The following is a 23,317-nucleotide window of genomic DNA, read 5'->3' on the forward strand; positions in this document are numbered from 1 at the left end:
CATGGCTACCAAGAAACCCAAGGGCCTCGGCCGCGGACTCGAAGCCTTGCTCGGCCCCACATTCAGCGGTCCGGACAGCGTCGATACCGACGATGCCGCGCTGCCGAATCCGACCGAACTCAAGCTCGGCCAGATGGTCGCCGGCGCCTACCAGCCGCGCACCCGGATGGACGAGGGCGCGCTGTACGAGCTGGCCGAGAGCATCAAGGCGCAGGGGATCATGCAGCCGATCCTGGTGCGCCGGCTCGGCGCGGAAGCTGCCGCGACCAAGAACGCCGAGTTTGAAATCATCGCCGGCGAGCGCCGTTTTCGCGCCGCCAAGCTGGCCGGTCTGGAAAGCGTGCCGGTGCTGGTGCGCGACGTAGCGGATGAGGCCGCGGCCGCGATGTCGCTCATCGAGAACATCCAGCGCGAGGACCTGAACCCGCTGGAAGAAGCGCAAGGCCTGAACCGTCTGGTCGCGGAGTTCGGCCTCACGCACGAAGCCGCAGCTCAAGCTGTTGGCCGCTCGCGCAGCGCCGCCAGCAATCTGCTGCGTCTGCTGAATCTCGCGGAGCCGGTACAGGCCATGCTGATGGCCGGCGACGTCGACATGGGCCACGCACGGGCGCTGCTGGCGCTCGATCGCGGAGCGCAGGTGTCGGCGGCGACGCAGATCGTCGCGAAGAAGCTGTCGGTGCGGGAAACCGAGGCGCTTGTGAAGAAGCTGGCTGCCGACTACAGCCCGTCGACCGCGACCCAGGCCAAGGGCGCCGAAGAGAAGTCGCGTGACATGGTCCGCGTGGAAGACGAATTGGCCGATCTGCTGATGGCTGCCGTCGAGGTGCGCGTGAAGAAACGCAAGAAGCAGCGCGGCGGCGGCATGGTGGAGAGCGGCGAGCTGGCCATCCACTTCGGCTCGATCGACGCGTTGAACGGGCTGATCGAGCGGATCCGGAAGACGGCTGGTTAAGGTCCGCCCCGAGCCGCTCGGATCGATGTACCCCATCCGGTCGGATCGATGCCGCGCAACCCGTTCGTGCTGAGCTTGTCGAAGCAGCACTCAGACTTCGACAAGCTCAGTCCGAACGGTAGGTTGGCTCAGTCCGAACGGTAGGTTGGCTCAGTCCGAACGGCTATTCAATTACGGCGCAACGGTCTCGCGCTCAGGCCCGGAAAATCTTCCCCGGATTCATGATGTTCTTCGGGTCAAGCGCCTGCTTGATCGTCCGCATCATGTTCACAGCGCCGGCGCCTGCTTCAGTCACCAGGAAATCCATCTTGTGCAGCCCGATGCCGTGCTCCCCGCTGCAGGTTCCTTCCAGCGCGATGGCACGTGAAACAAGTGCGTGGTTGAGCACTTCGGCGCGCGCCCGTTCGTCGGGGTCGTTCGGGTCGATCAGGTAGCCGAAGTGGAAATTGCCGTCGCCGACGTGGCCGACCAGGAAGTACGGGATGCCGCTGGCATCGGCTTCCGCAACCGAATCGAGCAGGCAGTCGGCCAGCCGCGAGATCGGCACGCAGGTGTCCGTCGAGATGGCGCGGCAGCCGGGGCGCGACTGGATCGCCGCGAAGTAGCTGTTGTGGCGCGCCGTCCAGAGGCGGGTGCGCTCTTCGGGCGTGCTGGCCCATTCGAATGCGTTGCCGCCGTGGCCGCTGGCCAGTTCCTGCACCGTTTCCGCCTGTTCCTTCACGCCGGCCGGCGAGCCGTGGAACTCCATCAGCAGCATCGGTTCCTCGCGCAGGCCGAGCTTGGCGTAAGCGTTGACCATGCGCACCGTGTTCACGTCGATCAGCTCGACGCGCGCGATCGGAACACCCAGCTGGATGATTTCGATGGTCGTGCGCACGGCCGCCTCGATGCTCGGGAACGAGCAGATCGCCGCCGACACTGCTTCCGGCAACGGATAGATCCGCACCGTGATTTCGGTGATCACGCCGAGCGTGCCTTCGCTGCCGACCATCAGCCGCGTCAGGTCGTAGCCGGCCGACGACTTGCGGGCGCGCGTGCCAGTGCGGATCGTCTCGCCGTCGGCCGTCACCACTTCGAGCGCCAGCACGTTCTCGCGCATCGTTCCGTAGCGGACCGCATTCGTGCCGCTGGCGCGCGTCGCCGTCATGCCGCCGATGGAAGCGTCCGCGCCGGGGTCGATCGGGAAGAACAGGCCGGTGCTCTTGAGTTCGTCGTTGAGTTGCTTGCGCGTCACGCCGGGCTGCACCGTCACGGTCAGGTCGTCGGCGTCGATCGACAGCACGCGATTCATGCGCGAGACGTCGATGCTGATGCCGCCCTGCACGGCCAGCAGGTGGCCCTCGAGCGACGAGCCGACGCCGAACGGGATCACCGGCACGCTGTACTCGCTCGCCAGCCGCACGGCGTCGGCCACGTCCGCCGTGCTTTCCGCGAAGACCACGGCGGAGGGCGGCGGCGCGTCGAACGAGGATTCGTCGCGCCCGTGCTGCGTGCGTACCGACAGGGCAGTCGAGCAGCGGTCGCCGAAGCGCGCCTTGAGCGCATCGATCAGCGCGGCGGGCGTCTCGCGCACGGCGGCGATGTCCGGCAGGATGTGTGAAAGATCGGTCGGTGCATTCATCGGTCTGTCTCCTGATGTGCTTTGCGCGTGTGCGCTCGGGCGGTCTACCATTCTACGAATCGCATCAATCCGCACAACGAAAGCAACCATCATGGGCAACCGACTCACGCAGATCGCCACACGCACCGGCGACGACGGCACCACCGGCCTCGGCGACAACACCCGCGTGCCGAAGGACCACCTTCGCGTGCACGCGATGGGCGATGTCGACGAGCTCAATTCAAACCTCGGCGTGCTGCTCTGCGAGCCGCTGCCCGACGCCGTGCGCGAGTTGCTGGTCGATATTCAGCATCAGCTCTTCAATCTCGGCGGCGAGTTGTCGATGCCCGGCTACACGCTGCTGAAACCCGATGCGCTGCTGCAGCTCGACAACGCGCTGGCCGATCACAACGCCGCATTGCCGCGCCTGGCCGAATTCATCCTGCCGGCCGGCACTCGCGCTGCTTCGCTGGCCCACGTGAACCGTACCGTCGCGCGACGGGCAGAAAGGGCGGTCGTGGCGCTGGGGATGGCAAGCGCTGCAGGGGAAGTCAACGAGGCACCGCGCCAGTATCTGAACCGGCTCAGCGATCTGCTCTTCGTGCTGGCTCGCGTGCTGAACCGCGTGGATGGCGGCGACGATGTCTACTGGAAAAGCGAGCGCATGGCGCGCGCTGCATCGACACTTGACTGACGAAGCTCTGACCTGAGGAGGCGCACAATACATCTCCTTACAGTATTCACGTCCCGCGAACGACGCAACGGCGTCGGCGATACAGGGACGACGGAGACTGCAATCCTCATTCACGCAGAAGGAGTTCCACATGAACAACAAGCAATCGACGAGCCGCAAGGCGATGACCGTAGGCGCCGCCGTGCTGGCACTGTGCATGGGCGCCGGCAGCGTCTTCGCACAGGGCCGAGGCGACGACCGCGGCCCGGGCGGCCCGCGCCAGGAACAGCGTGAAGATCGCCGCGACCACCGGGAGGATCGTCGGGAAGACCGCCGGGACGATCGACGCGACCGTCGGGACGATCGGCGCGACGACCGCCGCGATCATCGTTTCGACGCGCGCCAGGACTATCGGCCCGGCAGCCATTACGACCGCAACGGCTATCAGCCGCGTCCCGCCGACTGGCGTCGCGGCGGTCGTCTTCCGCCGGAATATCGCAATCACAACTATGTCGTGAACGACTACCGGGCGTATCAGCTACAGGCGCCGCCGCGCGGTTATCAATGGGTGGGCGTCGGCGGTGAATTCGCCCTTGCCGCCATCGCGACCGGCATCATCGCGCAGATCATCGTCAACCGCTGATCCAGACCGTCAGCCGGATGGCTGCAACGCGCGCTCAGCCCAGGCTGGGCGCCGTCATCTGGGCGCAGACATTCTTCCCGGTGATGGTCAGCCGCAGGCCGCCACCTTGCCATTCGAGCCAGTTCAAGCCGACATACGCATCGATGTCGCTGTCTTCGATCTGGTCTGCCTGTCGGTGATTGAGCCTGGATACCGTGAGCGGCAAACCTTGCCGCAACCGTTCTCGCAAAGCCGCTGCCGTGGCTATCTTCAATTCGATTCGCGCCTTCTGGGTCGATGCCATGAATGATCCGTTCGAGAAGCTGACTGATAAGGGACTGTCGCCAATGTACGCGCCTCATGTCTCAGCGCGAAGTCTCATTTGGACATATTTGCGAATCCGTCGTAGCAACTTCTATTCCCCAGGCGTTGCGCAACCGTGAAATTATTTGAATTTCCTTATTTTTTCAGCCCAGTTTGAAACGCCGGCATCGATCAGACGATATGCATCGTCAAAAGCTGCACGACCCCGGCGATAGGGATCGGGCACATCGACTTTCGCGGTTTCGGCAATTCGAAACACCTTTCCGCGCGCGAACGGGTATCGCTCCTCGATGAAGCGACGCTGCTCGTTGTCCATCGTCAGGATCAGATCGGCCTGCTGGCACATCGCGGTGTTGAGCAGCCGGCCGCGGTGCGCACCGATGTCCAGCCCATGCTCGTTCATCAGGGTTTGCGCGATTTCGTCGGCCGGTTGACCGACCAGCGCACCGGTTCCGGCCGAAGACACGGCGATACCGGGCAGGGCGGCCGACAGCATCGCCTCGGCCATCGGGCTGCGGCAGATGTTGCCGATACAAACGATCAGAACGGTTTTCATAAGGGATTGTGCGTGGCCAGCCTCAGACGTTGCTGGTGGCCCGCACCTCCTCGATAGCGGTCTGTCCGGCGAACACCTTGTCGATGCCATCCTGGCGCAACGTGCGCATGCCCTCGCGAAGCGCGGTGGCCTGCAATGCCTCTGCGCGGCCGCCGGTCTGGATCAGATGCCGCAATTCGCGCGAGATCACCATCAGCTCGTGCAGGCCGGCGCGACCGTCGAAACCGGTCTGGTCGCATTGCGCGCAACCCGGGCAGTGATAGGTCTGCAGCAAGCCGTTGATGCCATAGCGCTCGACCCAGCCCGCCCGAATTGCAGCGCGGTCCGCCGCCGGAAAATCGGGCCCGAAGACATGCACGTAGTCGGACAGCAGCTCCTCGACCTCGTCCTCCGTCGCCGGCCGGCTCGTTCGGCAGGCCGGGCAGATGCGGCGCACCAGCCGCTGCGCCAGGATCGCAAGCAGCGAATCGGCGAAGTTGAACGGATCCATGCCCATGTCGAGCAGGCGCGTCACGGTTTCGGGCGCGCTGTTGGTGTGCAGGGTCGACAGCACCAGGTGACCCGTGAGCGAAGCTTCGACCGCGACCTTCGCGGTTTCCTCGTCGCGGATTTCGCCGACCATGATGACGTCCGGATCGGCTCGCAGAAAAGCCCGCAGCGCCCGCGCGAACGTCCAGTCGATGCGCGGATTCACCTGCACCTGCCGCAAGCCGGGCTGCGTGATTTCGATCGGATCCTCCGCAGTCCAGATCTTCCGCTCGGGCACGTTGATGTGGCTGAGCGCCGAATGCAGCGTCGTCGTCTTGCCAGAACCGGTCGGTCCGACGCACAGCACCATGCCGTAGGGCCGCTCCACGGAGCGCTTGAGCGCCGTGAGGTTGTATGGCGACAGGCCGAGCCGCTCCAGCGGAATCGGCTTGGCAGACGCCAGGATCCGCATCACCACGTCTTCCAGGCCGCTGTTGGTGGGGATCGTCGCGACCCGCAGTTCGATCTTGTGCTGCGGCGAGAACTTCGCGAAGTTGATCTTGCCGTCCTGCGGCTTGCGCTTTTCGCTGATGTCGAGGTCGCACATGATCTTGATGCGCGCGATCATGGCGTTGCGGTAGTTGTGCGGCAGCTCGAGGTAGGTGCGCAACTGGCCGTCTTTCCGGAAGCGGATGCGGATCTTCTCGGTGCCCGGATAGCTCTCGATGTGGATGTCCGACACACGTGCCTGGTGCGCGTCGAGCACCATGCGGTTGATCATGCGGACCAGCGAATTGTCGGACTGCTCGATCGGCGCATCTTCCTCCGGCGCGTCCTGGAAGCCCTCCTTCTCCAGCGTCTGCAACAGTTCTTCCGTCTTGCCGCCGTCGAATTCGATCGGTTGCAGCGTATTTCCGGCCGCGAAACGCCCTTCCGACGCTGCGCCGATCTTTTCGTAGGCGGCGCTCAGCGTCCGGTCGAGCTGCAGGCATTGCGCGAGGACCGGCATCGTCTTCATCTGCGCGATGAACTCGACCTCGTCGACCGCCGAACGGCGGTTGGCCGGATCGTCGAGCGCGACGATGAGGCGACCCTCGTGGATCATCAGGGGCATCACCTGCAGCCGCTGCGCCGCGGTGTAGCTGATCTTGCGCAGCGCATCGGGCTCGGCCGGAAACACGTCCACGTCGACCTGCGGATAGCCCATCTTCCGGACCAGCGCGATCTGCAGCTGCGCCCGCGTCACGGCGCCGGAACGCACCAGCAACTCGCCCAGCGGCGTGCGGCGCTCGAGCCGCTGCTGCGCCAGCGCGTCGCTCAGCTGCGCTGCGGTGATCATGCCGAGCGAGGTCAGCGCCTCGCCGATGCGGACCAGCGGCATCTGCGCCTGGTGCGCCAGCGCCGCCAACAGTTGCGCCGGCGCGGTCACGACTCGGGACAGGAAGGATTCGTCGGGCGCAGCATCGGGTGGCATAGGGTCGGCCGCCGTCGACGGTGTCGCGAGGTTCATCTCGAAGCGATGGAAACCGACGCGCGGCACGAACTTGCGCTGCACGCGCCCGTAGTCGTCCAGCGGAAGGAAGAGGAACAGGCCGAAAGGCGTTTCGACGTGGCCGATGGTCTCGCCCTGGAGTTCGGTGTCGTTCTTCAGGAATACGCAGAAATGCGTGCGGCTGGGCTGGCGTGGCGTGCCGGTGCGCGGATCGATCGCGGGTGGCAGCAAGGGCTCGATCGGTGCTGTCAGCGTCAGCGCGCGGAACTGGTCGAAACGCAGCGGCAGCGTGGTCCGTGTCTGCGGCAACTGGACATGGGCAACGCCCTCATCGGGCACGAAGAAGGTCATGCGGCCGGCGACACGCTTGTCGTTGAGGCCGAGGATCTCGCAGGCCAGCGGTTCGGACTGAGGAACTGCCGGCGGATAGCTCACGTCCGGCGGGCTTGGCCAGAGAAATACCTTCGCTTCCCGGCTGTCTTTCGGGGGGTTCCAGTCAAGCGGTCTTGATGTCGTCATCGGCAAAACTCCAGGCGCAACAGACAACTTTACTACCCCCGGACCGCCCCCCGAAAACCGTGTTTTGTGATTGAACCTTTCGGCTTACTTGACGGCAGGCTTCAGCGCCGGCTTGACCGGCGGCGTCGGCAGCTTCTCGGGCAGTTCGATCTTGATGTCGAGCACTTCGAGGTCGTCCTGGCGTTCGAGGTTCACCTTGATGTCCTCCGGGCTGATCGACACGTATTTCGAGATCACGGCGATCAGCTCGCGCTGCAGATCGGCCAGGTATTCGGGCCGCTTGCCGCCCAGGCTGCCGCGTTCGTGGGCGAGGATGATCTGCAGCCGCTCCTTGGCGACGCTCGCCGTTTTCTTCTTTTCGCCGAGAAGGAAGGAGAAGAACGACATGGCTTACTTCCCTCCGAAGATGCGCTTGAAGAAGCCCGGCTTTTCGGCGTCGATGAAACGCATCGGGCGCTCTTCGCCGAGGAAGCGGGCCACGACATCTGTATACGCCTCGGACACGTCGGTGCCCTTGTCGTGGATCGCCGGCACGCCCTGGTTCGACGCATTCAGCACGGTTTCCGATTCCGGAATCACGCCGATCAGCTCGATACGCAGGATGTCCTTGATGTCGTCGAGCGACAGCATCTGTCCGCCGGCGACACGGTTCGGGTTGTAGCGGGTGATCAGCAGGTGTTCCTTGATCGGATCACCGCCGTCCTTGGCGCGCTTGGTCTTGCTGCCGAGCATGCCGAGGATGCGGTCGGAGTCGCGCACCGAGGAGACTTCGGGGTTGGTGACGATCAGCGCCTCGTCGGCGAAATGCATCGCCATCATGGCGCCGGTCTCGATGCCGGCCGGTGAGTCGCAGACGATGTAGTCGAAACCCATCTCAGACAGGTCCTTCAGCACTTTCTCGACGCCTTCCTGCGTCAGCGCTTCCTTGTCGCGCGTCTGCGAGGCAGCGAGCACGAACAGGTTGTCGCACTGCTTGTCCTTGATCAGCGCCTGGTTCAGGTTGGCTTCGCCCTGGATCACGTTGATCAGGTCGTACACCACGCGGCGTTCGCAACCCATGATCAGGTCGAGATTGCGCAGGCCGACGTCGAAGTCGATCACTGCGGTCTTCTTGCCGGCGAGCGCCAGGCCCGACGCGAAACTCGCGCTCGTCGTCGTCTTGCCGACGCCGCCCTTGCCCGAAGTCACCACCACTATTTTGGTCATTGTTCTGTTCCTGTTCCGGTTTTCGATTTTGCGGTCGTGTTGTTTGCGTGGACGGGCCATCAGACGATGGGTTCCATGAGTAGTTTCTTGCCGTCCAGATGGATCTGCACCGGCTTGCCCTGCAGGTTCTTCGGCAGGTCGACTTCCGACGTCTTGTAGATGCCGGCAATGGCGACGAGCTGCGCTTCCATGCAGGTCGTGAAGATGCGCGCAGCCGTGTCGCCGCGCGCTCCGGCGATCGCCTTGCCGCGCAGCGGCGCGTAGACGTGCACGTTGCCGTCGGCGATCACTTCGGCGCCGAAACTCACGACCGCCAGCACGATCACGTCGCCGCCCCGGGCGTACACCTGCTGGCCCGAACGCAACGGCTTGTCGATCACGAGCGTGGCGCCCGCGGGCACGGTGACTTCCCGGACGATCTGCGGCGCTTCGGGCGCCGGAGCCGGAGCCGGTTGCGCGGGCGCAGGCGCGCGGGCGGCGGGCAGAGGCGCGGCCGGCATTTCGGCGATCGACAGTCCGGCTGCGCGAGCCGCCACGTGATGCTCGGCGCTGCCGCCGCGGACCGCGATCGGCTGCGTCTGGTGGCGGGCGAGCATGTCGCGCAGCTTGCGGAAGTCGATGGCGGCGGAGGCGTCGTCTTCGGGAAGTTGCGAAAGATCGATGACCACCGGCTCCTGCTCGAAGAAATCGGGCGAGTCGGCCAGTTGCAGGTCGAGCGCGGTGGCCAGCAGCGAAAGGTCGGCCGTCTTGAGGATGACCGCGATCAGCGGGAGCGTGGCGCTCTTGAATTCGAATACCGCCTTGGTGCGCGCGGCGGATGCATCGGCCATAGGTAGAAGTCGTCCGAAAAGCGTTGAAGTCTAACGGCGTCGCGGTTCGGAGCAACGCCTGCAGCGCAGACCTGCGCGACAAAGTGTTTCGACGACACGTGTGATTTAGGACGATGCCTGAATGGTCATTTCGTCTCGCTTCCCATATTGCCAATTCAACAATCCTGGAATCGAAGACATGCAGATAAGACATTTGGCACCGGCAGATTCGCGGATCAAAGCCTACGCAAACGATGGCGACGTTTCACCGAAGGAGTCCGGCATTTTCGTTCGGCCCATTCAAAAGGAGATCGACGCCCAACGAGCTGCTTTGCACAAGAGCTTTGAAAAAGCCTACGGTCAGGTCATCAGTTTCAAATTCGCGTTGGGCATTCTTTGAGCGTCTTTTTCAACGCGGCAACAGCATCGCCATCGTGATGCGCGAAATGCAGACCGCATTGCCAGCATCGTCGGCCATCTCGATCTGCCAGACCTGCGTCGTGCGGCCGCGATGAATCGGGCGGGCCGTGCCGGTAACCCAGCCCCCGGTCGCCGCGCGCAAATGGTTGGCGTTGATGTCGAGCCCGACCGCGCGATGGCCTTCGGGCGATGCATACATCGCACCGACCGAACCCAGCGTTTCGGCCAGCACTACCGACACGCCACCGTGCAGCAGTCCGAAAGGCTGCACGGTGCGCTTGTCGACCGGCACACGACCGCGCAGGAAATCGTCGCCGATCTCGGTGAATTCGATTCCCAGATGCGAGATCGCGGTGTCGCGTGCGTTCTCGGTGAGGAACTCGATCGAGATTGGTTTTTGCCAGATGGTCATGGAAGACTCCAGTAGAAGAGCAAGGAAAACTATAGCTAAGCTGCGCCAATGACACCGCTGCGCCGAAAGCTGACCTTTGCTGCCACCTCGCTGGTCGTGCTTTTCGGCACTTGCGCCGCCTTCGTCGCCTGGAAGCTGCCGAGTGACGACCAGCTGGCCGCGCGTCTGGCACAGGAGTTCAGGGAGCGCACAGGCGTCGAGTTGAAGATCGGTCGCCTGCACTGGACGCCGTTTCCGTCGCCGCGGATCGTGATCGAGGAAGTCGCGACGGTGCAGGACGCGCCGATCCGCGCCCACCGGCTCGCTGCCGCGATGCCGTGGCGCGCCGTTTTCGCCAGAGAAGTGCGCATCGACAGCCTGGAAGCCGATGGCCTGGCGGTGCCACGCGAATCGACGATCGCCTTCCGCGGGAAGGGTGGCAAGGGCGACACGGGCATTTCCGGATCCATCGGCAGCTGGAAGCTTGCCGACACGCCACTCGCGCACCTGCGCGTGACCGACGCGACCTGGGTCGACCGGCGCGGCATCGCGCTGAGTTACGACGGCAGCATCGATTTCGATCCGAACTGGCGCCCGCGGACGGCCGAGCTCAGTCGCCGCGACGCGTCGCCGCCCGCGCGTCTTCGCGTCGAACGCGAAAGCACCGCAAGCGCCGAAGACCGCTGGCGCGTGCTGATCGACGTGGCCGCCGGTACCGTGAACGGCACCGCGACGTTCAAGGTGGCCGACGGCGGCCAGCTGTCTTTCAACGCGCAGCTGGCGCCGCGCAATCTGGATGTCGAACTTCTGGTGAAGTCATTCGGCCGCAGCGCGCCTGTGTCCGGCAAGGTCAACGGCGAAACCGAAGTCGACACGCGCGGAGAGGGCATGTCCGAGCTCACGCGCAACCTGCATACGCGCACGCGGTTCGCAGTCAGCCCTGCCGCATTGACGAAGTTCGACCTGGCCGCGGCGGTGAAGACCGCCGGCATCAGCCGTGGCGGCCGCACGCCGCTCGACCAGTTGTCCGGCACGCTCGACACGCAGGCGACCAGCGATGGCACGCAGATGACCTACCGCGACCTGAAGGCGCGATCGGGTCTGCTCACTGCGACCGGTTCGGCGCGCATCCTGAATCGCAAGCTCGACGGCGAGGCAGCGGTGGACATCGTCGACGGCGTGGTCGGCGTGCCGTTGAAGCTCGGAGGCACGCTCGATGCGCCCGAACTTTCGCTGACGGGTGGCGCATTGGCCGGTGCGGCTGTGGGTTCGGCGGTGCTGCCGGGCGTCGGCACCGCGATCGGCGCGCGCATCGGGCAGCAACTCGAACGCATCTTCGGCAGCGAAGGCAAAAAGAAACAACCGCACAAGGGACCACGGGCGCAATGACTCCACAGATTCCGCAGATTCGGCTGTATCAGGATTGGCTGCGCGAGACGCGCGGCCTCGCTTTCGACGACTATGACGCGCTGTGGCGCTGGTCGGTCACCGATCTCGATGCGTTCTGGCAAAGCATCTGGGACTATGCCGGCATGCATTCGCCGACGCTCCACAGCACCGTTCTATTGGAGAACCGGATGCCGGGTGCGGTGTGGTTTCCGGGCGCACAGGTCAATTACGCGCGCGAAGTCCTGCGGCATGCCGACGCCGCACACGCAGCCGGCATGCCGGCCATAGTCAGCGACAACGAGCTGGGCGAGACGCGAGAGTTGTCGTGGCGGGAACTGCGCCGCCAGGTGGCCTCGGTCGCGCTGACGTTGAAATCGCTCGGCGTGAAGCGCGGCGATCGCGTTGCGGCCTATCTGCCGAACGTGCCGGAAACCATGGTCGCCGCACTGGCCTGCATGAGCATCGGCGCGGTCTGGAGCGTCTGTGCGCCCGACATGGGCACCGCAGCCGTGATCGACCGCTTCCTGCAGATCGAGCCGACGATGCTGATCGCCGCCGACGGCGTTCATTACGGCGGCAAGCCGCTCGACCGCAGCGGCGTCGTGCAGGACCTGCGCGCCGCGTTGCCAAGCGTGCGGCACCTCGTGCTGCTGCGGACGCCTTTCGCATCGCGTGCGACGTCTGCCGAGGTGGACTGGAATGCCGCCATCGCGCGCGACGATGCCGAAGTCGCCGCATTCGAGCCCGAATGGCTGCCTTTCGATCATCCGCTCTGGATCGTGTATTCCAGCGGTACGACCGGCCTGCCCAAAGCCATCGTTCATGGTCATGGCGGCGTCGTTCTCACGATGTACGCGTGCGGGCTGCACAACGACATCGGCGCCAGCTACGGCGCCAACAACTTCGGCGAACGCTTCCACTGGTACAGCTCCACCGGCTGGATCATGTGGAACTGCCAGCTCGCGGGGCTGGCTCTCGGCGCCACGGTCGCGCTCTACGACGGCAACCCGGCCGGCAGCAAGGAGCGGCCGGACTGGGGCGTGCTGTGGCGTTTCGTCGCGCGGCATCGCGTCACGTTCTTCGGCGCCGGTGCCGCGTACTTTGCAAACTGCATGAAGGCGGGGCTCGACGTTGCGCGCTGCGGCGACATGTCGCGCGTGCGAGCGCTCGGCAGTACCGGATCGCCGCTCGCCGAAGACGTGCAGCGCTGGGGCTCGGCGCAGCTGAAAGCGGCCGGATCGGAAAATCTCTGGTGGTGCAACATTTCGGGCGGAACCGACTTCTGCAGTTCCTTCGTCGGCGGCCATCGGGAACTGCCCGAGGTGCCGGGTCAGATGCAGTGCCGTCAACTCGGCGCTGCCGTCGAATCATGGAACGCGCAAGGCGAACCGGTCATTGGCGATGTCGGTGAACTGGTGTGCGTGCAGCCGCTGCCGTCGATGCCGCTCCGTCTCTGGAACGACGACGGCGATGCGCGCTACCTGTCGAGCTATTTCGACATTTACCCGGGAGTCTGGCGACACGGCGACTGGCTGAAGATCGGCAACGACGGCGGCTGCATCATCTACGGTCGCAGCGACGCGACCATTAATCGTCAGGGCCTGCGCATGGGCACCAGCGAAATCTACAGCGCTGTGGAGAGCCTGCCGGAAGTGCTCGATTCGATGGTCGTCGATCTCGAGTATCTGGGCCGCGAAAGCTATATGCCGCTGTTCGTCGTGCTGCGTACCGGCGCAACGCTCGACGAGGCGCTGCGCGAAAAGATCAACGATGCCATCAGGACCTCGCTTTCGCCGCGATTCCAGCCGAACGACATCTTCGAGGTGGCGGAAATTCCGCGCACGCTGTCCGGAAAGAAGCAGGAATTGCCGATCAAGAAACTGCTGCTCGGCCAGCCGCTCGACAAGATAGTGAACCGCGAGGCGATGGCCAATCCCGGATGCCTTGCCTGGTACGAATCGTTCACTGCAAGTCGCAACTAGCGCACGAATCCGGCGCCTGAGGGTTTGGCCAAACGTCCGAGGCGGATGCTCGATTCGGCAAGCGCCTGCAATTGCGACGGAATGCCTGCTGCATCTGCAACGCGCGCCTGTCTGAACCAGCCGAGCACCCCGTCCACATTAGGTTTCATACCTTTGGACGCCGCATTCGCCATTTCGAATATGGATGTGGCGGAGCATGTCCGGTTGCGACCCGCCGTGCAGTGGATCAAGACTTTTTTCATGTCGTTCGGACCGAGGTTCGCGCTGACATCCGACAGGATTTTCAACTCGTTCTTCGCTTCGATCGCAGTTTGATCCGGCCAGCCGTTGACGTGGATCATCTTCATCTGTTGAATCTGCCCGGTCTGGTTGTTCCGCACGGTGTTCTTGAATATGGAACCGGTGACTGGCCTTCCGCGCTCATTGACCATCGTGGTGTATTCAGGTGTTCCGTGCGAAGCTACCGTGTACTTGCCGCTTGGCGTAGTCTGGCTCCGCTTGTAATAAGTGGAATGCCTCGCATCACCTTCGTTGGTCAAACTCATCGTCGTGGTGGTCCCGGACCTGAACGCACTGTCGAGCATGTCATCGAGCTTGAAATTTCCAGTGCCGGGCGCACCGTGTTCGGTGGGGCAACAGGTGAATGTGTATTGCGTGCCCGAATAGGGCCCGACCGCATGACTGGGCGTCGACGCGTTGAATCGTGCCGAAGCGCGATGCGTGGGCGCCAACGTGCGCGCGAGCTGATTTGCTTTCTGTCGTTCGTAAGGATTCAGCGGCGCCAATACCCGCTGCATCGCATTGTTTCCAAGAGAGTTGTTGGCTCTTGCGTCGCGCACGGAATCCACTTCCTTTGCGGCCGGCAATCGATGGCCTGTCTGCGCTCTCGCAATCCCGGACTTTGAAGTTACGGAATCCATCTCAGTGGTGTCCGATGGGTTGTCGAACAGCAAATCTTCTGGAGCTCAGTTTTTCGCGTATCGCCGAAATCAACTCATCCAGGTCCTGGAGTTGTGAAGCGTTGTCAAAACCATCTTCCGATGGCCAAACCTGGAATGGATCGAGAACAGCCAGCGATCCTATTTGGTCTTTCGCACTCCTGCTGTCAGCCTCACCAGGCCCCCGAACTCCGAATTGCAGATCCAGGACAATGATTTTTTCTCTCGCGATCGAGTCTCTTATCTTGATGAGAGAAGCGAGAGTCCGGTGATTGGTCAGCCTCGAGTTGACGAAATCTTCACCAGACGCGGTAGTCGGGGGCATTGGCTTCACGATTTCGGAGAACTTCTCCATCACCATGGCCTCGGAACCCCGGTAATTACCAACAGCCAGAATTTTTGCAGTTGGCATTCCAGCTGTTTTCAGACGATTGATATTCTTGATTTCATCGGCAAGGCCCCAGGGTCCTGAGGGTATGGTTACTAGCGCCGTGCCTGTGCCGGGAAGATCGTAAGCGGTCTTTGCCGCGCCGCGCCCTATTTCGTTGCCGACATTCAGGTGGTCGAGTTTGTGATTTTTAAGTTGCGCGCGCAGATAAGACAAATGGGCAGCTTCGTTCTTTTCCAGTTTTTCTAGGTTGGTTCCTGTCAGCATTGCACCCAGGGGTTTTGGAAAAGACTGGTCGGCCGGCGTTTTGGCCGTATCGAGCGTCTTGCGTGTCCAGATGCCGGAAGGGGAAATCGACGGTCCAACGGTCGACGAGAAAAGAACAGGGTTGTCTTTAACCGACGTCGCTGCAAGATTGAATTTGGTCTGCATGAACCGTTATCCTCAAAAGAAAGAACCGAAGAAATGCGACGCGTCGACAGGTGGATTCGCCTGACGAGCTTTCAGATTTCTGAAGGTGTGCAACAGGCGTCGATCGCCTTCGCGAGCCAGCCCCAATGCCCTTTGATGCGCGGCAAGGGTCACCTGAGCTCCAAAGCGAAGCAGATGACCGATCGCCACCCGGTTGGGATTCGTGCGTCCGACGGCAACATCGAGCGGCGTCATGCCATAGATGTTCTTGGCATCTACATCGGCACCACTGGAAACCAGTTCGTAGACGACGAGTTGCTGATTGAAATGGTTGTCCACAAAGCCGAATGCCGCGTGAAGTAGCGAATTGCTTTTGTTTATGGACTTCGTATTCGGATCGATCAGCTTTCTATGAAGAAGACCACCCAGCTTGAAATAGTCACCCGCGACGACAAGGCGGCCGGCCAGTCTTTCATTGCCGACGTCTGAATTCTCCTGATCGAATTTGACGACTGCGTCGGCAATCTTTTCGGAGTCTGAAAATACGGAATCGTGTCCGGCTTTATGGCGCATCCGTGCGGGGACCGAAGCCGAGACGGTGGCCAACGACAATGGTGGACTTTGCGCAAGCGATCGGATCATTGTCATGGCGTCCTGAAATATGAATGAAAAGCTCGGTCTCTTGCGTCCGTGGCCAGCCTGCAAGAATATGGTCGGCCGTCTTCGAAAACGCTCGGATTTCTCCTAATCAATCGTTCTGATTTTTTTGACGCGTTCCGACTTCGATTCAGCTGAAGCCATCGCGAAAGAAGCGTTCGTACGGTTTGGAAACGATCAGCTTGTCATCGCGACCCGATACCCGAACCACCAATCGGCCGAAGTCGTCTCTTCGTGCGTTCTCGATGTGATTGACGTTGACGACGAAACCACGATGGATACGCAAGAATTCAGCGGGTCTCAGATGCTGCTGCACGTTCGTCAGCCCAAGCCTCAATAGCCCTTCCTGGTCCTTGAGCACGACGCGTGTGTATTTGCGTTGTGCCTGGAAATAGCGGACCTCGCGCAGTGCGCTCCAGACGACATCCTGGCCGCGCAGGAAACGGATGGACGTGAAGCCTGCGGGCGCGCTTTCGGGTGTTTTTGCAAGTTCGACAGATCTCGAAGCCAGCAGCGCTTCCGCTTTGCGCAGGGCCTGCTCGAATCTTTCGGCGCGCACGGGCTTCATGATGTAGTCGACGGCGTCGCAATCGAAGGCTTCCGCTGCAAAAAGAGGGTCGCCGGTCACGAAGATGACGGGACACATGTCGCCTAATTCGCGAACCACGACAAGACTCGTAGTGCCCGGGAACAGAACGTCGAATATGCACAGGTCGGGTTGGACGGTGTCCAGCACCGTGGCGATGTTCACGACGGAAGAAAGCTGTGCAGCCACACGCCACTCCGGTCGAAGCTGATTGACCAGCGAGGCCAGATGCGCCAATTGATACGGATCGTCGTCGACCAAGAGCACCGAAACCGCATTTTCTGCCGGTGTCGGACGGGCATTGGCGACAGTCGATTCGCTGCCGACATCTGGCTTCTTGTCGCGCGACGCTACATGGGGCTCGGGAGTTATGAGGTCTTGCATGAAGTGGGTGCAAAAACTTGGCTAATTAATTGTTCAGAATTGAAGCAATTTGTGCCGGGAACGGACGATTGTCGGCAAAGGAAGAAAGATTTTCCTACCGTTTTGAATTAATGCTTTTGTGGTGCAGGCGCTGTTTGAACAGGCCGATGATGAACTCCCGTATTCAGACGGGAGGTCTACTGGACAGTTAAGTTCAGATTCGGACGACCGGCAATTCGCTATTTCGCCTGACAGCACCAGCGAAATTCGAGGTTACCGGTTTCGTAGGAGTCCGAATTGCCGAGATGTCACTTTGTTCCCAAAAGCCGTGCATCCACTCTGTCGGAGATGCGTCTGGGAACTTGCAAAATCACGGGCGCCGACCTTTGGATGCAGCAAGGGGCTTGCCTTGACCCCTTCATCCCTTCACCCCGGCACCCCGGCACCCCTTCGCCGGTCAGCTGTTCGTCTACAACCAGTTGCCGCTTTGGGGCATCTGGATCGTGGTTGCCGGATCGCTGCCGCCGACGAGCGACCCGATGGCGATGCTCAGGAGCGAGATGAAGATGCTTGCGAAAAGCGCTGTCCAGAATCCCGAGACCCGGAAACCTCTCACCAGCGCCGAAACCAAAAGGATCATCAATGCATTGATGACCAGCAGAAAGAGGCCGAAGGTCAGCAGCGTCAACGGCAGCGTGAGGACGATGAGCAGTGGCTTGACGACCGCATTGGCAAAACCCAGGAGCAGTGCTGCAATCGCGAGCGCGCCGGTACTGTCGAATTTGATGCCGCGAAAAAGAAAGCTTGCGGCCCAGAGTGCGAGTGCCGTGATGGCCCAGTGCACAAGGAAAGGAGTCAGGTTTTGCAGCATCCGGCGATCATATCGGGGGGTATGCGGCACCTGCGGCATTTGCGGCGTCAGCTTTGGCCTGCGCGACCAGCCAGTCCCTGAACAGCGCCAATACGGGATGCGGGTCGGCGCGCTCGGGCGTGACTAAGTAATAGCTGCGTTCGCCACGCAACGGACGGTTGCAGGCGATCACAAGTTCGCCGCGTGCCAGTTCGTCGGCTATCAACAGCGTGGGGATCAGCGCAACGCCCATGCCGTACGCGGCGGCAGTGGCCAGCATCGAGAACAGTTCGTGCCGTGGCCCGGACCGGGCCAGCGGCGCTTCGACGCCTTGCGCGTCGAACCACTGCCGCCAGCCGTCGGGCCGAGTGCTTTGCTGCAATAGCGGCAGCATCGCAATGGCGGCCGGCGGCAAGGCGTTTCCGGTCGTTCCCGAAGCGCGCAGGAATGCCGGGCTGCAGACCGGGATCACGTCTTCCCGCATGAGCAGCGTGGCTTCGGTGCCGGCCCAGCCTTCGACCTGCGCCCGCGTGCCGGCATAGAGCGCAGCATTGAATTCGGTGTCGCCGAAAAGGAAAGGGCGGGTGCGGGTTTCGAGGTGAACGACGGTGTCCGGTTGCAGCGCCGCGAATCGGGGAAGTCTCGGGAGCAGCCAGCGCGTCGCGAAAGTCGGCACGGCCGCCAGGGACAGCGCGCCGCCGGTGCCGGAGCCGTCGAGATGGGCCATGGCGTCGAGCGTGTCGCGCTCCATGGCCTCGAGGCGCCTTGCGATCTGCCGTGCATATGCCGCGCCGCCTGCCGTCAGCGCGACGCCGTGCCGCGTACGCCGGAACAGGGCGACGCCGAGAAACGATTCGAGCGTGCCGATCTGCCGCGACACGGCACTTTGCGTCAGAGACAGCTCCTGCGCTGCACGCGTATAGCTTTCGTGACGCGCGGCTGCGTCGAAACAGAGCAAAGTCTGGAGCGGGGGAATCTTGCGGCCCATATATGCTGGAAGTGTATGACTAGCAGGCCCGTTAAAAGCGTTTAGGGCGATCGGCTCAAGCGCCAGACATTCTCCGTACGCATATCTGGGTTCGAAAGACTCGTTTGCACCGGTGAAGGAGCGTCGCTACGATCGGTTCATCGCGCGGCAGTCACCGTCGCCCAAATTTCCACCGACCTCCGGAGACAAACACCATGGCTACCAAAGCTGCTTTCCACTGGGACGATCCGCTGTTGCTCGACCAGCAACTCAACGACGACGAGCGGATGATTCGCGATGCGGCGAATGCGTATTGCCAGGAGCGTCTCCTTCCCCGCGTGGTCGAGGGTTTTCGCAGCGGCGAGACCGATCCGGCGATCTTTCGCGAAATGGGCGCGCTCGGCCTGCTCGGCCCGACGATTCCCGAGGAATACGGCGGTCCCGGCCTGAACTACGTCGCCTATGGCCTGATCGCGCGCGAAGTCGAACGCGTCGATTCCGGCTATCGCTCGATGGCCAGCGTGCAGAGTTCGCTGGTCATGGTGCCGATCTTCGAATTCGGGACCGAGGCGCAGAAGCAGAAATACCTGCCGAAGCTGGCGACGGGTGAATTCATCGGCTGTTTCGGCCTGACGGAGCCCGATCACGGCTCCGATCCGGGCAGCATGGTGACGCGGGCCAAGAAAGTGCCGGGCGGTTATTCGCTGTCGGGCAGCAAGATGTGGATCAGCAACAGCCCGATCGCCGACGTATTCGTGGTCTGGGCCAAGGAAGTGAGCGAAGCCGGCGCGGTCGGACCGATCCGCGGCTTCGTGCTGGAAAAAGGCATGAAGGGTCTGAGCGCGCCAGCCATCCACAGCAAGGTCGGTCTGCGCGCGAGCATCACTGGCGAGATCGTGATGGACGGCGTGTTCTGCCCCGAGGAGAACGCTTTCCCGGAAGTGCAGGGGCTCAAGGGTCCGTTCACCTGCCTCAACAGTGCGCGCTACGGCATCGCCTGGGGCGCACTCGGCGCCGCCGAAGACTGCATGCACCGCGCACGCCAGTACACGTTGGACCGCAAGCAGTTCGGTCGCCCGCTCGCAGCCAACCAGCTGATCCAGAAGAAGCTGGCCGACATGCAGACCGAGATCGCACTGGGCCTGCAAGGTTGCCTGCGCCTGGGCCGCATGAAGGACGAAGGCACGGCTGCAGTCGAGATCACGTCGATCATGAAGCGCAATTCGTGCGGCAAGGCGCTGGACATCGCACGGCTGGCGCGCGACATGATGGGCGGCAACGGCATCAGCGACGAGTTCGGCGTGGCGCGGCACTTGGTGAATCTCGAAGTGGTGAACACCTATGAGGGCACGCATGACATTCACGCGCTGATCCTGGGCCGCGCGATTACCGGTATTGCTGCTTTCGCGAACTAAGTCTCAGTTGCTCCCGTCCCGTGTCTGTTGGCGCCTTGGGTCTGACCTATAAGGCGCGCAGACAGGGCGAACAAATGAGCAACGAGACAGTGACTGAGCTGGGCCGGTACGAGTTCGGCAAGAACGGCCGGGTGGTGTTGAGCAGGTCGGCGCGGCCGATTACGTACTACACGCGGAGTTGGTGGACCTACACGTGGGTGGCCTGTGTCGTATCCGACAAAGAGGGTTGCGCGGTGGTGGCGCAGGCCGCGCTTTCACTGGATCAGGCGCCGCCGCCGTTGCGTAGTCCGCCGATTCCGGCATCTGCAGCTGCGACATTGATTTCTGCAGCAAACCCGCCCGCAAAGACGCCACTCACGCAGGCAGAAAGCGATGCGTTGCGGTTGATGAAGGCTCTACGGGTTGCCGAAAGTGTTCGTACGTGGTGGAACAAGCCGTTTCCGCCGCTCTTGCCACCGAAGCCGGCGGCGTTATCTGCGCCTTTGCCTGCGCCAGCAATTCAGAAGTCATCTGCTGCACCGATCATTCCGCCTTTTGATATACAGCAGATTCCGGATGCAATGGAGAAGCTCAAGTTGCCGGTGTCTGCGCGGATGATGCGATATTGGTTTGCAGGTTCGGAAAATTACTCTAAAACCGGAGAGGATTTAGTAGCAGGAATTGATCAGTACGGCAATCCTTATGCGTCAGACATGATTGATAAGAACATCATTACGCTTGACTGGGTGTTGACCTTCCAGCGTGCACAGAAGGCGTATGACGATTTGTTGTCGGATGCAGTTTACAAGCCGACTGCACGTGTGGAAATAAAGAAGCGGCTATCTGCCTTCATAAGACGTCAGTCGGGCACGTTTGCCTCAATCGATGGAATGACATCCAGCGGGCTGGATATTCACCGCCTGCACTCGGATTTCCAGTTTCAAAAAATCAGTATCGATGCGAAACTTTCCGAGAAGTTCTTTCTGTGGATTGATGGACGCGCCGGTGCGATCAAAGCGCCGGACGATCTGACAGGAGCCCTTGGTGCCTTCTCAATTTACGCAGCTTTAGGCGAAGTGTCTTTCAGTTCCGTCTCCCGCGTTGCGCGAGTGAAATCGATCTATCTTTACGTGCGCGATTCGTATTCGTTCTTGGATAAAGATCAAGAACAGTCCCAATACCTAGGGCACTGGAACGAGGATGGAGTCTACCTTGCACCGCTGCCTTCCATTTACAGAAAAGGGCTTGGTTCTTGGATCGGCGCACCCTTGGCCGACATCAAGCGAAGTATTTACGAAAAGAGCGCGATCATGTATCCCGTCTCAAACAGAAGCTTTCGCGACTGGCGGGCCAAACATAATCGAGGTGGAGATTTTCTGTCATATACCGATGCCCGAAAAGTCCGATTGCCTCAAGAGTTGCTTGTGAGCCTCTGATGCACATCTGGCGCTTTCTGGAGCAAATTTTCGCGTGGCACTTCCCCGATGAAGAGTACGTGCGCTGGGGCTATTGGATGTGGAGCATCCCGTTGTTATTGATACTGGCGCTAAAAGCTCCGTCCTATGTCTTGCGTGAAAGCGGGCGGCGCAAGCAGCGGACCGTCCGTGCGGGCCTGCTATTTGCCTCAGTGATTTTGGGGGCCGATGTTGCCTACTATTTACAAGCTGCGCATTTGCGTGCAAACGCTCCGCCAAGCGAGTGCACAGTCAAAGGCCCATCGCCATACGGGCCCTACGACGCCTTGGTGTGCGTGACAGCAGGCTTGCCGCAAAACGCAGATACGGAAGGTTTTGTACGTCTCCGGTCGACGGTGGATGGCCGTGTTTTAGCCGAGCGGGACTTCTACAACCCTTCTTTCAATATCGTGTACTGGGCACCCGACTATCTGAGTGTCGGTGTGGCAGATGGCAATGCTGAATTCGCATTGCCACCGACCCGCTGGGACCAACTCCGCGCAAAACTCCCATGACTGTCATCCGCGACCCCAATTCAATTGACTTATCACCGTTCCCAATGACACAACCAGCACTCGACGGCATCAAGGTCCTCGATCTCTCCCGCGTTCTCGCCGGCCCGTGGTGCACGCAGATCCTCGCGGACCTCGGCGCCGATGTCGTGAAGATCGAACGCCCCGGTGTCGGCGACGACACGCGCGGCTGGGGCCCGCCGTTCCTCAAGGATTCGAACGGCAACGACACCGACCAGGCGACCTATTTCACCGCGTGCAACCGCAACAAGCGCTCGGTCACCATCGACATGGCGACGCCCGAAGGCCAGGCGCTGCTGCAGCGCATGGCGGCGGACTGCGACATCGTGGTGGAGAATTTCAAGACCGGCGGACTCGCGCAATATGGCCTCGACCACGAAACCCTGCGCGCGGTGAACCCGGCGCTTATCTACTGCAGCATCACCGGCTTTGGGCACGACGGTCCGCATGCCGCGCGTGCAGGCTACGACCTGATGATTCAGGCGACCAGCGGAATGATGAGCATCACCGGCCGGCCCGACGACGTGCCCGGCGGCGGTCCGCTGCGGGTCGGCGTCGCGCTGACCGATCTGTTCACCGGCGTCTACGCGAGCACCGCGATTCTCGCGGCGCTGCAGGTGCGGCATCGAACCGGCGAAGGGCAGCACATCGACATGGCGCTGCTCGACGTGGGCATGGCGATCCTCGCGAACCAGGCGAGCGCTTTTCTCAATACCGGCAGCGTGCCGCAGCGCCAGGGCAACAGCCATCCGAGCCTGGCGCCGTACCAGGACTTCCAGACGCAAGATGGCGCGATGCTGCTGGCCATCGGCAACAACGGGCAGTTCGTGCGTTTCTGCGAGGCAGCGGGTCATCCCGAATGGGCCGCGGACCCGCGCTTCGCCACCAACACCTTGCGCGTCAAGCACCGCGAAGTGCTGATTCCGGCAATGCAGGACGTCACTCGCACACGCACAACCGGCGAGTGGATCGCGTTGCTCGAAGACAAGGCCGTGCCGTGCGGGCCGATCAACAACATCGCGCAGGCCTTCGACGATCCGCAAGTAAAGGCGCGCGGACTCGCGGTGGCATTGCCGCGCGACGGCGCCGCGCTGGGCGACGGCATCGAAAGCATCGTCGGCGTCGCGAGTCCGCTGCGGCTGTCGGCCACGCCGCCGGTGCTGCGCCGCGCGCCGCCTTCGCTGGGACAACACACCGAAGAAGTGCTGGCGGAATGGGGCGTCGATGCCGTTCAGATCGCCGCGCTGCGCAAGGCCGGCGCAATCTGACGGCTGCAACCAGCCGCACGGATTAGGAATGATCCTAGGAGGTGCGGTGACGAGGTCTTCTAGATTGCGACGAGTTTCTCCACCGCGCAATCTTCGAAAGCCATC

24 protein-coding genes are annotated in these 23,317 nt (G+C 62.1%); 10 read left to right on the plus strand and 14 right to left on the minus strand.

Annotated features, from left to right (window positions below; translation table 11 throughout):
* The first annotated feature begins 1 nt into the window (after position 1).
* Complete coding sequence (locus tag ACSFA3_RS17215) at positions 2-952, plus strand: ParB/RepB/Spo0J family partition protein (RefSeq protein WP_435506699.1); 951 nt, start codon at positions 2-4, stop codon at positions 950-952.
* 193 nt (positions 953-1,145) lie between these two features.
* Here the strand turns inward: ACSFA3_RS17215 and ACSFA3_RS17220 are convergent, their stop codons facing one another.
* The gene (locus ACSFA3_RS17220) at positions 1,146-2,573 is read right to left on the minus strand and encodes an FAD-binding oxidoreductase (RefSeq protein ID WP_435506700.1); all 1,428 of its coding nucleotides are present in this window, start codon (positions 2,571-2,573) and stop codon (positions 1,146-1,148) included.
* A gap of 91 nt (positions 2,574-2,664) precedes the next feature.
* Between ACSFA3_RS17220 and ACSFA3_RS17225 the strand changes: the two genes are divergently transcribed.
* Entirely contained in the window at positions 2,665-3,246 is a 582-nt protein-coding gene (locus tag ACSFA3_RS17225) for a cob(I)yrinic acid a,c-diamide adenosyltransferase (protein WP_435506701.1), read from the plus strand.
* A gap of 130 nt (positions 3,247-3,376) precedes the next feature.
* Entirely contained in the window at positions 3,377-3,868 is a 492-nt protein-coding gene (locus ACSFA3_RS17230) for an RcnB family protein (protein ID WP_435506702.1), read from the plus strand.
* Between the two features lie 34 nt (positions 3,869-3,902).
* Here the strand turns inward: ACSFA3_RS17230 and ACSFA3_RS17235 are convergent, their stop codons facing one another.
* The 6 genes from ACSFA3_RS17235 to minC all read right to left on the minus strand — a co-directional run bounded on the left by ACSFA3_RS17235 (position 3,903) and on the right by minC (position 9,242).
* Positions 3,903-4,151: a hypothetical protein gene (locus tag ACSFA3_RS17235; protein WP_435506703.1), complete on the minus strand. Its 249-nt coding sequence runs from the start codon at positions 4,149-4,151 to the stop codon at positions 3,903-3,905.
* 141 nt (positions 4,152-4,292) lie between these two features.
* Positions 4,293-4,727: a low molecular weight protein-tyrosine-phosphatase gene (locus ACSFA3_RS17240; protein ID WP_435506704.1), complete on the minus strand. Its 435-nt coding sequence runs from the start codon at positions 4,725-4,727 to the stop codon at positions 4,293-4,295.
* A 22-nt stretch (positions 4,728-4,749) separates the two neighbouring features.
* On the minus strand, positions 4,750-6,669 hold the full coding sequence (locus ACSFA3_RS17245; RefSeq protein WP_435506926.1) for a GspE/PulE family protein: 1,920 nt from the start codon (positions 6,667-6,669) through the stop codon (positions 4,750-4,752).
* A gap of 621 nt (positions 6,670-7,290) precedes the next feature.
* A complete protein-coding gene (minE, locus tag ACSFA3_RS17250) occupies positions 7,291-7,593 on the minus strand; it encodes a cell division topological specificity factor MinE (RefSeq protein WP_435506705.1) in 303 nt (100 codons plus the stop codon).
* Positions 7,594-7,596: 3 nt separating this feature from the next.
* The gene (minD, locus tag ACSFA3_RS17255) at positions 7,597-8,412 is read right to left on the minus strand and encodes a septum site-determining protein MinD (RefSeq protein WP_435506706.1); all 816 of its coding nucleotides are present in this window, start codon (positions 8,410-8,412) and stop codon (positions 7,597-7,599) included.
* A 59-nt stretch (positions 8,413-8,471) separates the two neighbouring features.
* On the minus strand, positions 8,472-9,242 hold the full coding sequence (gene minC / locus ACSFA3_RS17260; protein ID WP_435506707.1) for a septum site-determining protein MinC: 771 nt from the start codon (positions 9,240-9,242) through the stop codon (positions 8,472-8,474).
* Positions 9,243-9,363: 121 nt separating this feature from the next.
* Between minC and ACSFA3_RS17265 the strand changes: the two genes are divergently transcribed.
* Positions 9,364-9,621, plus strand: a complete 258-nt coding sequence (locus ACSFA3_RS17265) for a hypothetical protein (protein WP_435506708.1) — start codon at positions 9,364-9,366, stop codon at positions 9,619-9,621.
* 9 nt (positions 9,622-9,630) lie between these two features.
* Here the strand turns inward: ACSFA3_RS17265 and ACSFA3_RS17270 are convergent, their stop codons facing one another.
* The gene (locus tag ACSFA3_RS17270) at positions 9,631-10,053 is read right to left on the minus strand and encodes a hotdog fold thioesterase (RefSeq protein ID WP_435506709.1); all 423 of its coding nucleotides are present in this window, start codon (positions 10,051-10,053) and stop codon (positions 9,631-9,633) included.
* Positions 10,054-10,101: 48 nt separating this feature from the next.
* Between ACSFA3_RS17270 and ACSFA3_RS17275 the strand changes: the two genes are divergently transcribed.
* On the plus strand, positions 10,102-11,421 hold the full coding sequence (locus ACSFA3_RS17275) for a hypothetical protein (protein WP_435506710.1): 1,320 nt from the start codon (positions 10,102-10,104) through the stop codon (positions 11,419-11,421).
* Positions 11,418-13,403: an acetoacetate--CoA ligase gene (locus ACSFA3_RS17280; RefSeq protein ID WP_435506711.1), complete on the plus strand. Its 1,986-nt coding sequence runs from the start codon at positions 11,418-11,420 to the stop codon at positions 13,401-13,403. The genes ACSFA3_RS17275 and ACSFA3_RS17280 overlap by 4 nt, the downstream gene beginning before the upstream one ends.
* On the opposite strand, the gene ACSFA3_RS17285 is transcribed toward ACSFA3_RS17280, so the two are convergent.
* The 6 genes from ACSFA3_RS17285 to ACSFA3_RS17310 all read right to left on the minus strand — a co-directional run bounded on the left by ACSFA3_RS17285 (position 13,400) and on the right by ACSFA3_RS17310 (position 18,584).
* Positions 13,400-14,356, minus strand: coding sequence for a protein-tyrosine phosphatase family protein (locus ACSFA3_RS17285; RefSeq protein ID WP_435506712.1), 957 nt, complete (start codon positions 14,354-14,356; stop codon positions 13,400-13,402). The genes ACSFA3_RS17280 and ACSFA3_RS17285 overlap by 4 nt on opposite strands.
* A complete protein-coding gene (locus tag ACSFA3_RS17290; protein WP_435506713.1) occupies positions 14,325-15,161 on the minus strand; it encodes a hypothetical protein in 837 nt (278 codons plus the stop codon). The genes ACSFA3_RS17285 and ACSFA3_RS17290 overlap by 32 nt, the downstream gene beginning before the upstream one ends.
* Before the next feature lie 12 nt (positions 15,162-15,173).
* Positions 15,174-15,782 carry a hypothetical protein gene (locus ACSFA3_RS17295; protein WP_435506714.1) on the minus strand — a complete coding sequence of 203 codons (609 nt, stop codon included), beginning with the start codon at positions 15,780-15,782 and terminating at the stop codon, positions 15,174-15,176.
* A 145-nt stretch (positions 15,783-15,927) separates the two neighbouring features.
* Positions 15,928-16,767, minus strand: a complete 840-nt coding sequence (locus tag ACSFA3_RS17300; protein ID WP_435506715.1) for a LytR/AlgR family response regulator transcription factor — start codon at positions 16,765-16,767, stop codon at positions 15,928-15,930.
* Positions 16,768-17,215: 448 nt separating this feature from the next.
* Positions 17,216-17,617: a phage holin family protein gene (locus ACSFA3_RS17305; RefSeq protein ID WP_435506927.1), complete on the minus strand. Its 402-nt coding sequence runs from the start codon at positions 17,615-17,617 to the stop codon at positions 17,216-17,218.
* Between the two features lie 7 nt (positions 17,618-17,624).
* Positions 17,625-18,584, minus strand: a complete 960-nt coding sequence (locus tag ACSFA3_RS17310) for a LysR family transcriptional regulator (protein ID WP_435506716.1) — start codon at positions 18,582-18,584, stop codon at positions 17,625-17,627.
* A 194-nt stretch (positions 18,585-18,778) separates the two neighbouring features.
* Here ACSFA3_RS17310 and ACSFA3_RS17315 point away from each other — a divergent pair, with 194 nt between their 5' ends.
* From ACSFA3_RS17315 to ACSFA3_RS17330, 4 genes are all read left to right on the plus strand, one after another.
* The gene (locus ACSFA3_RS17315) at positions 18,779-19,978 is read left to right on the plus strand and encodes an acyl-CoA dehydrogenase (RefSeq protein WP_435506717.1); all 1,200 of its coding nucleotides are present in this window, start codon (positions 18,779-18,781) and stop codon (positions 19,976-19,978) included.
* A gap of 74 nt (positions 19,979-20,052) precedes the next feature.
* Positions 20,053-21,393, plus strand: a complete 1,341-nt coding sequence (locus ACSFA3_RS17320; protein WP_435506718.1) for a DUF6402 family protein — start codon at positions 20,053-20,055, stop codon at positions 21,391-21,393.
* On the plus strand, positions 21,393-21,926 hold the full coding sequence (locus ACSFA3_RS17325) for a hypothetical protein (protein ID WP_435506719.1): 534 nt from the start codon (positions 21,393-21,395) through the stop codon (positions 21,924-21,926). The genes ACSFA3_RS17320 and ACSFA3_RS17325 overlap by 1 nt, the downstream gene beginning before the upstream one ends.
* Before the next feature lie 44 nt (positions 21,927-21,970).
* On the plus strand, positions 21,971-23,212 hold the full coding sequence (locus ACSFA3_RS17330) for a CaiB/BaiF CoA transferase family protein (RefSeq protein WP_435506720.1): 1,242 nt from the start codon (positions 21,971-21,973) through the stop codon (positions 23,210-23,212).
* Positions 23,213-23,317: the final 105 nt, after the last annotated feature.

The sequence above is a fragment of the Variovorax glucosi genome (assembly GCF_051216695.1).
GTDB lineage: Bacteria > Pseudomonadota > Gammaproteobacteria > Burkholderiales > Burkholderiaceae_C > Variovorax.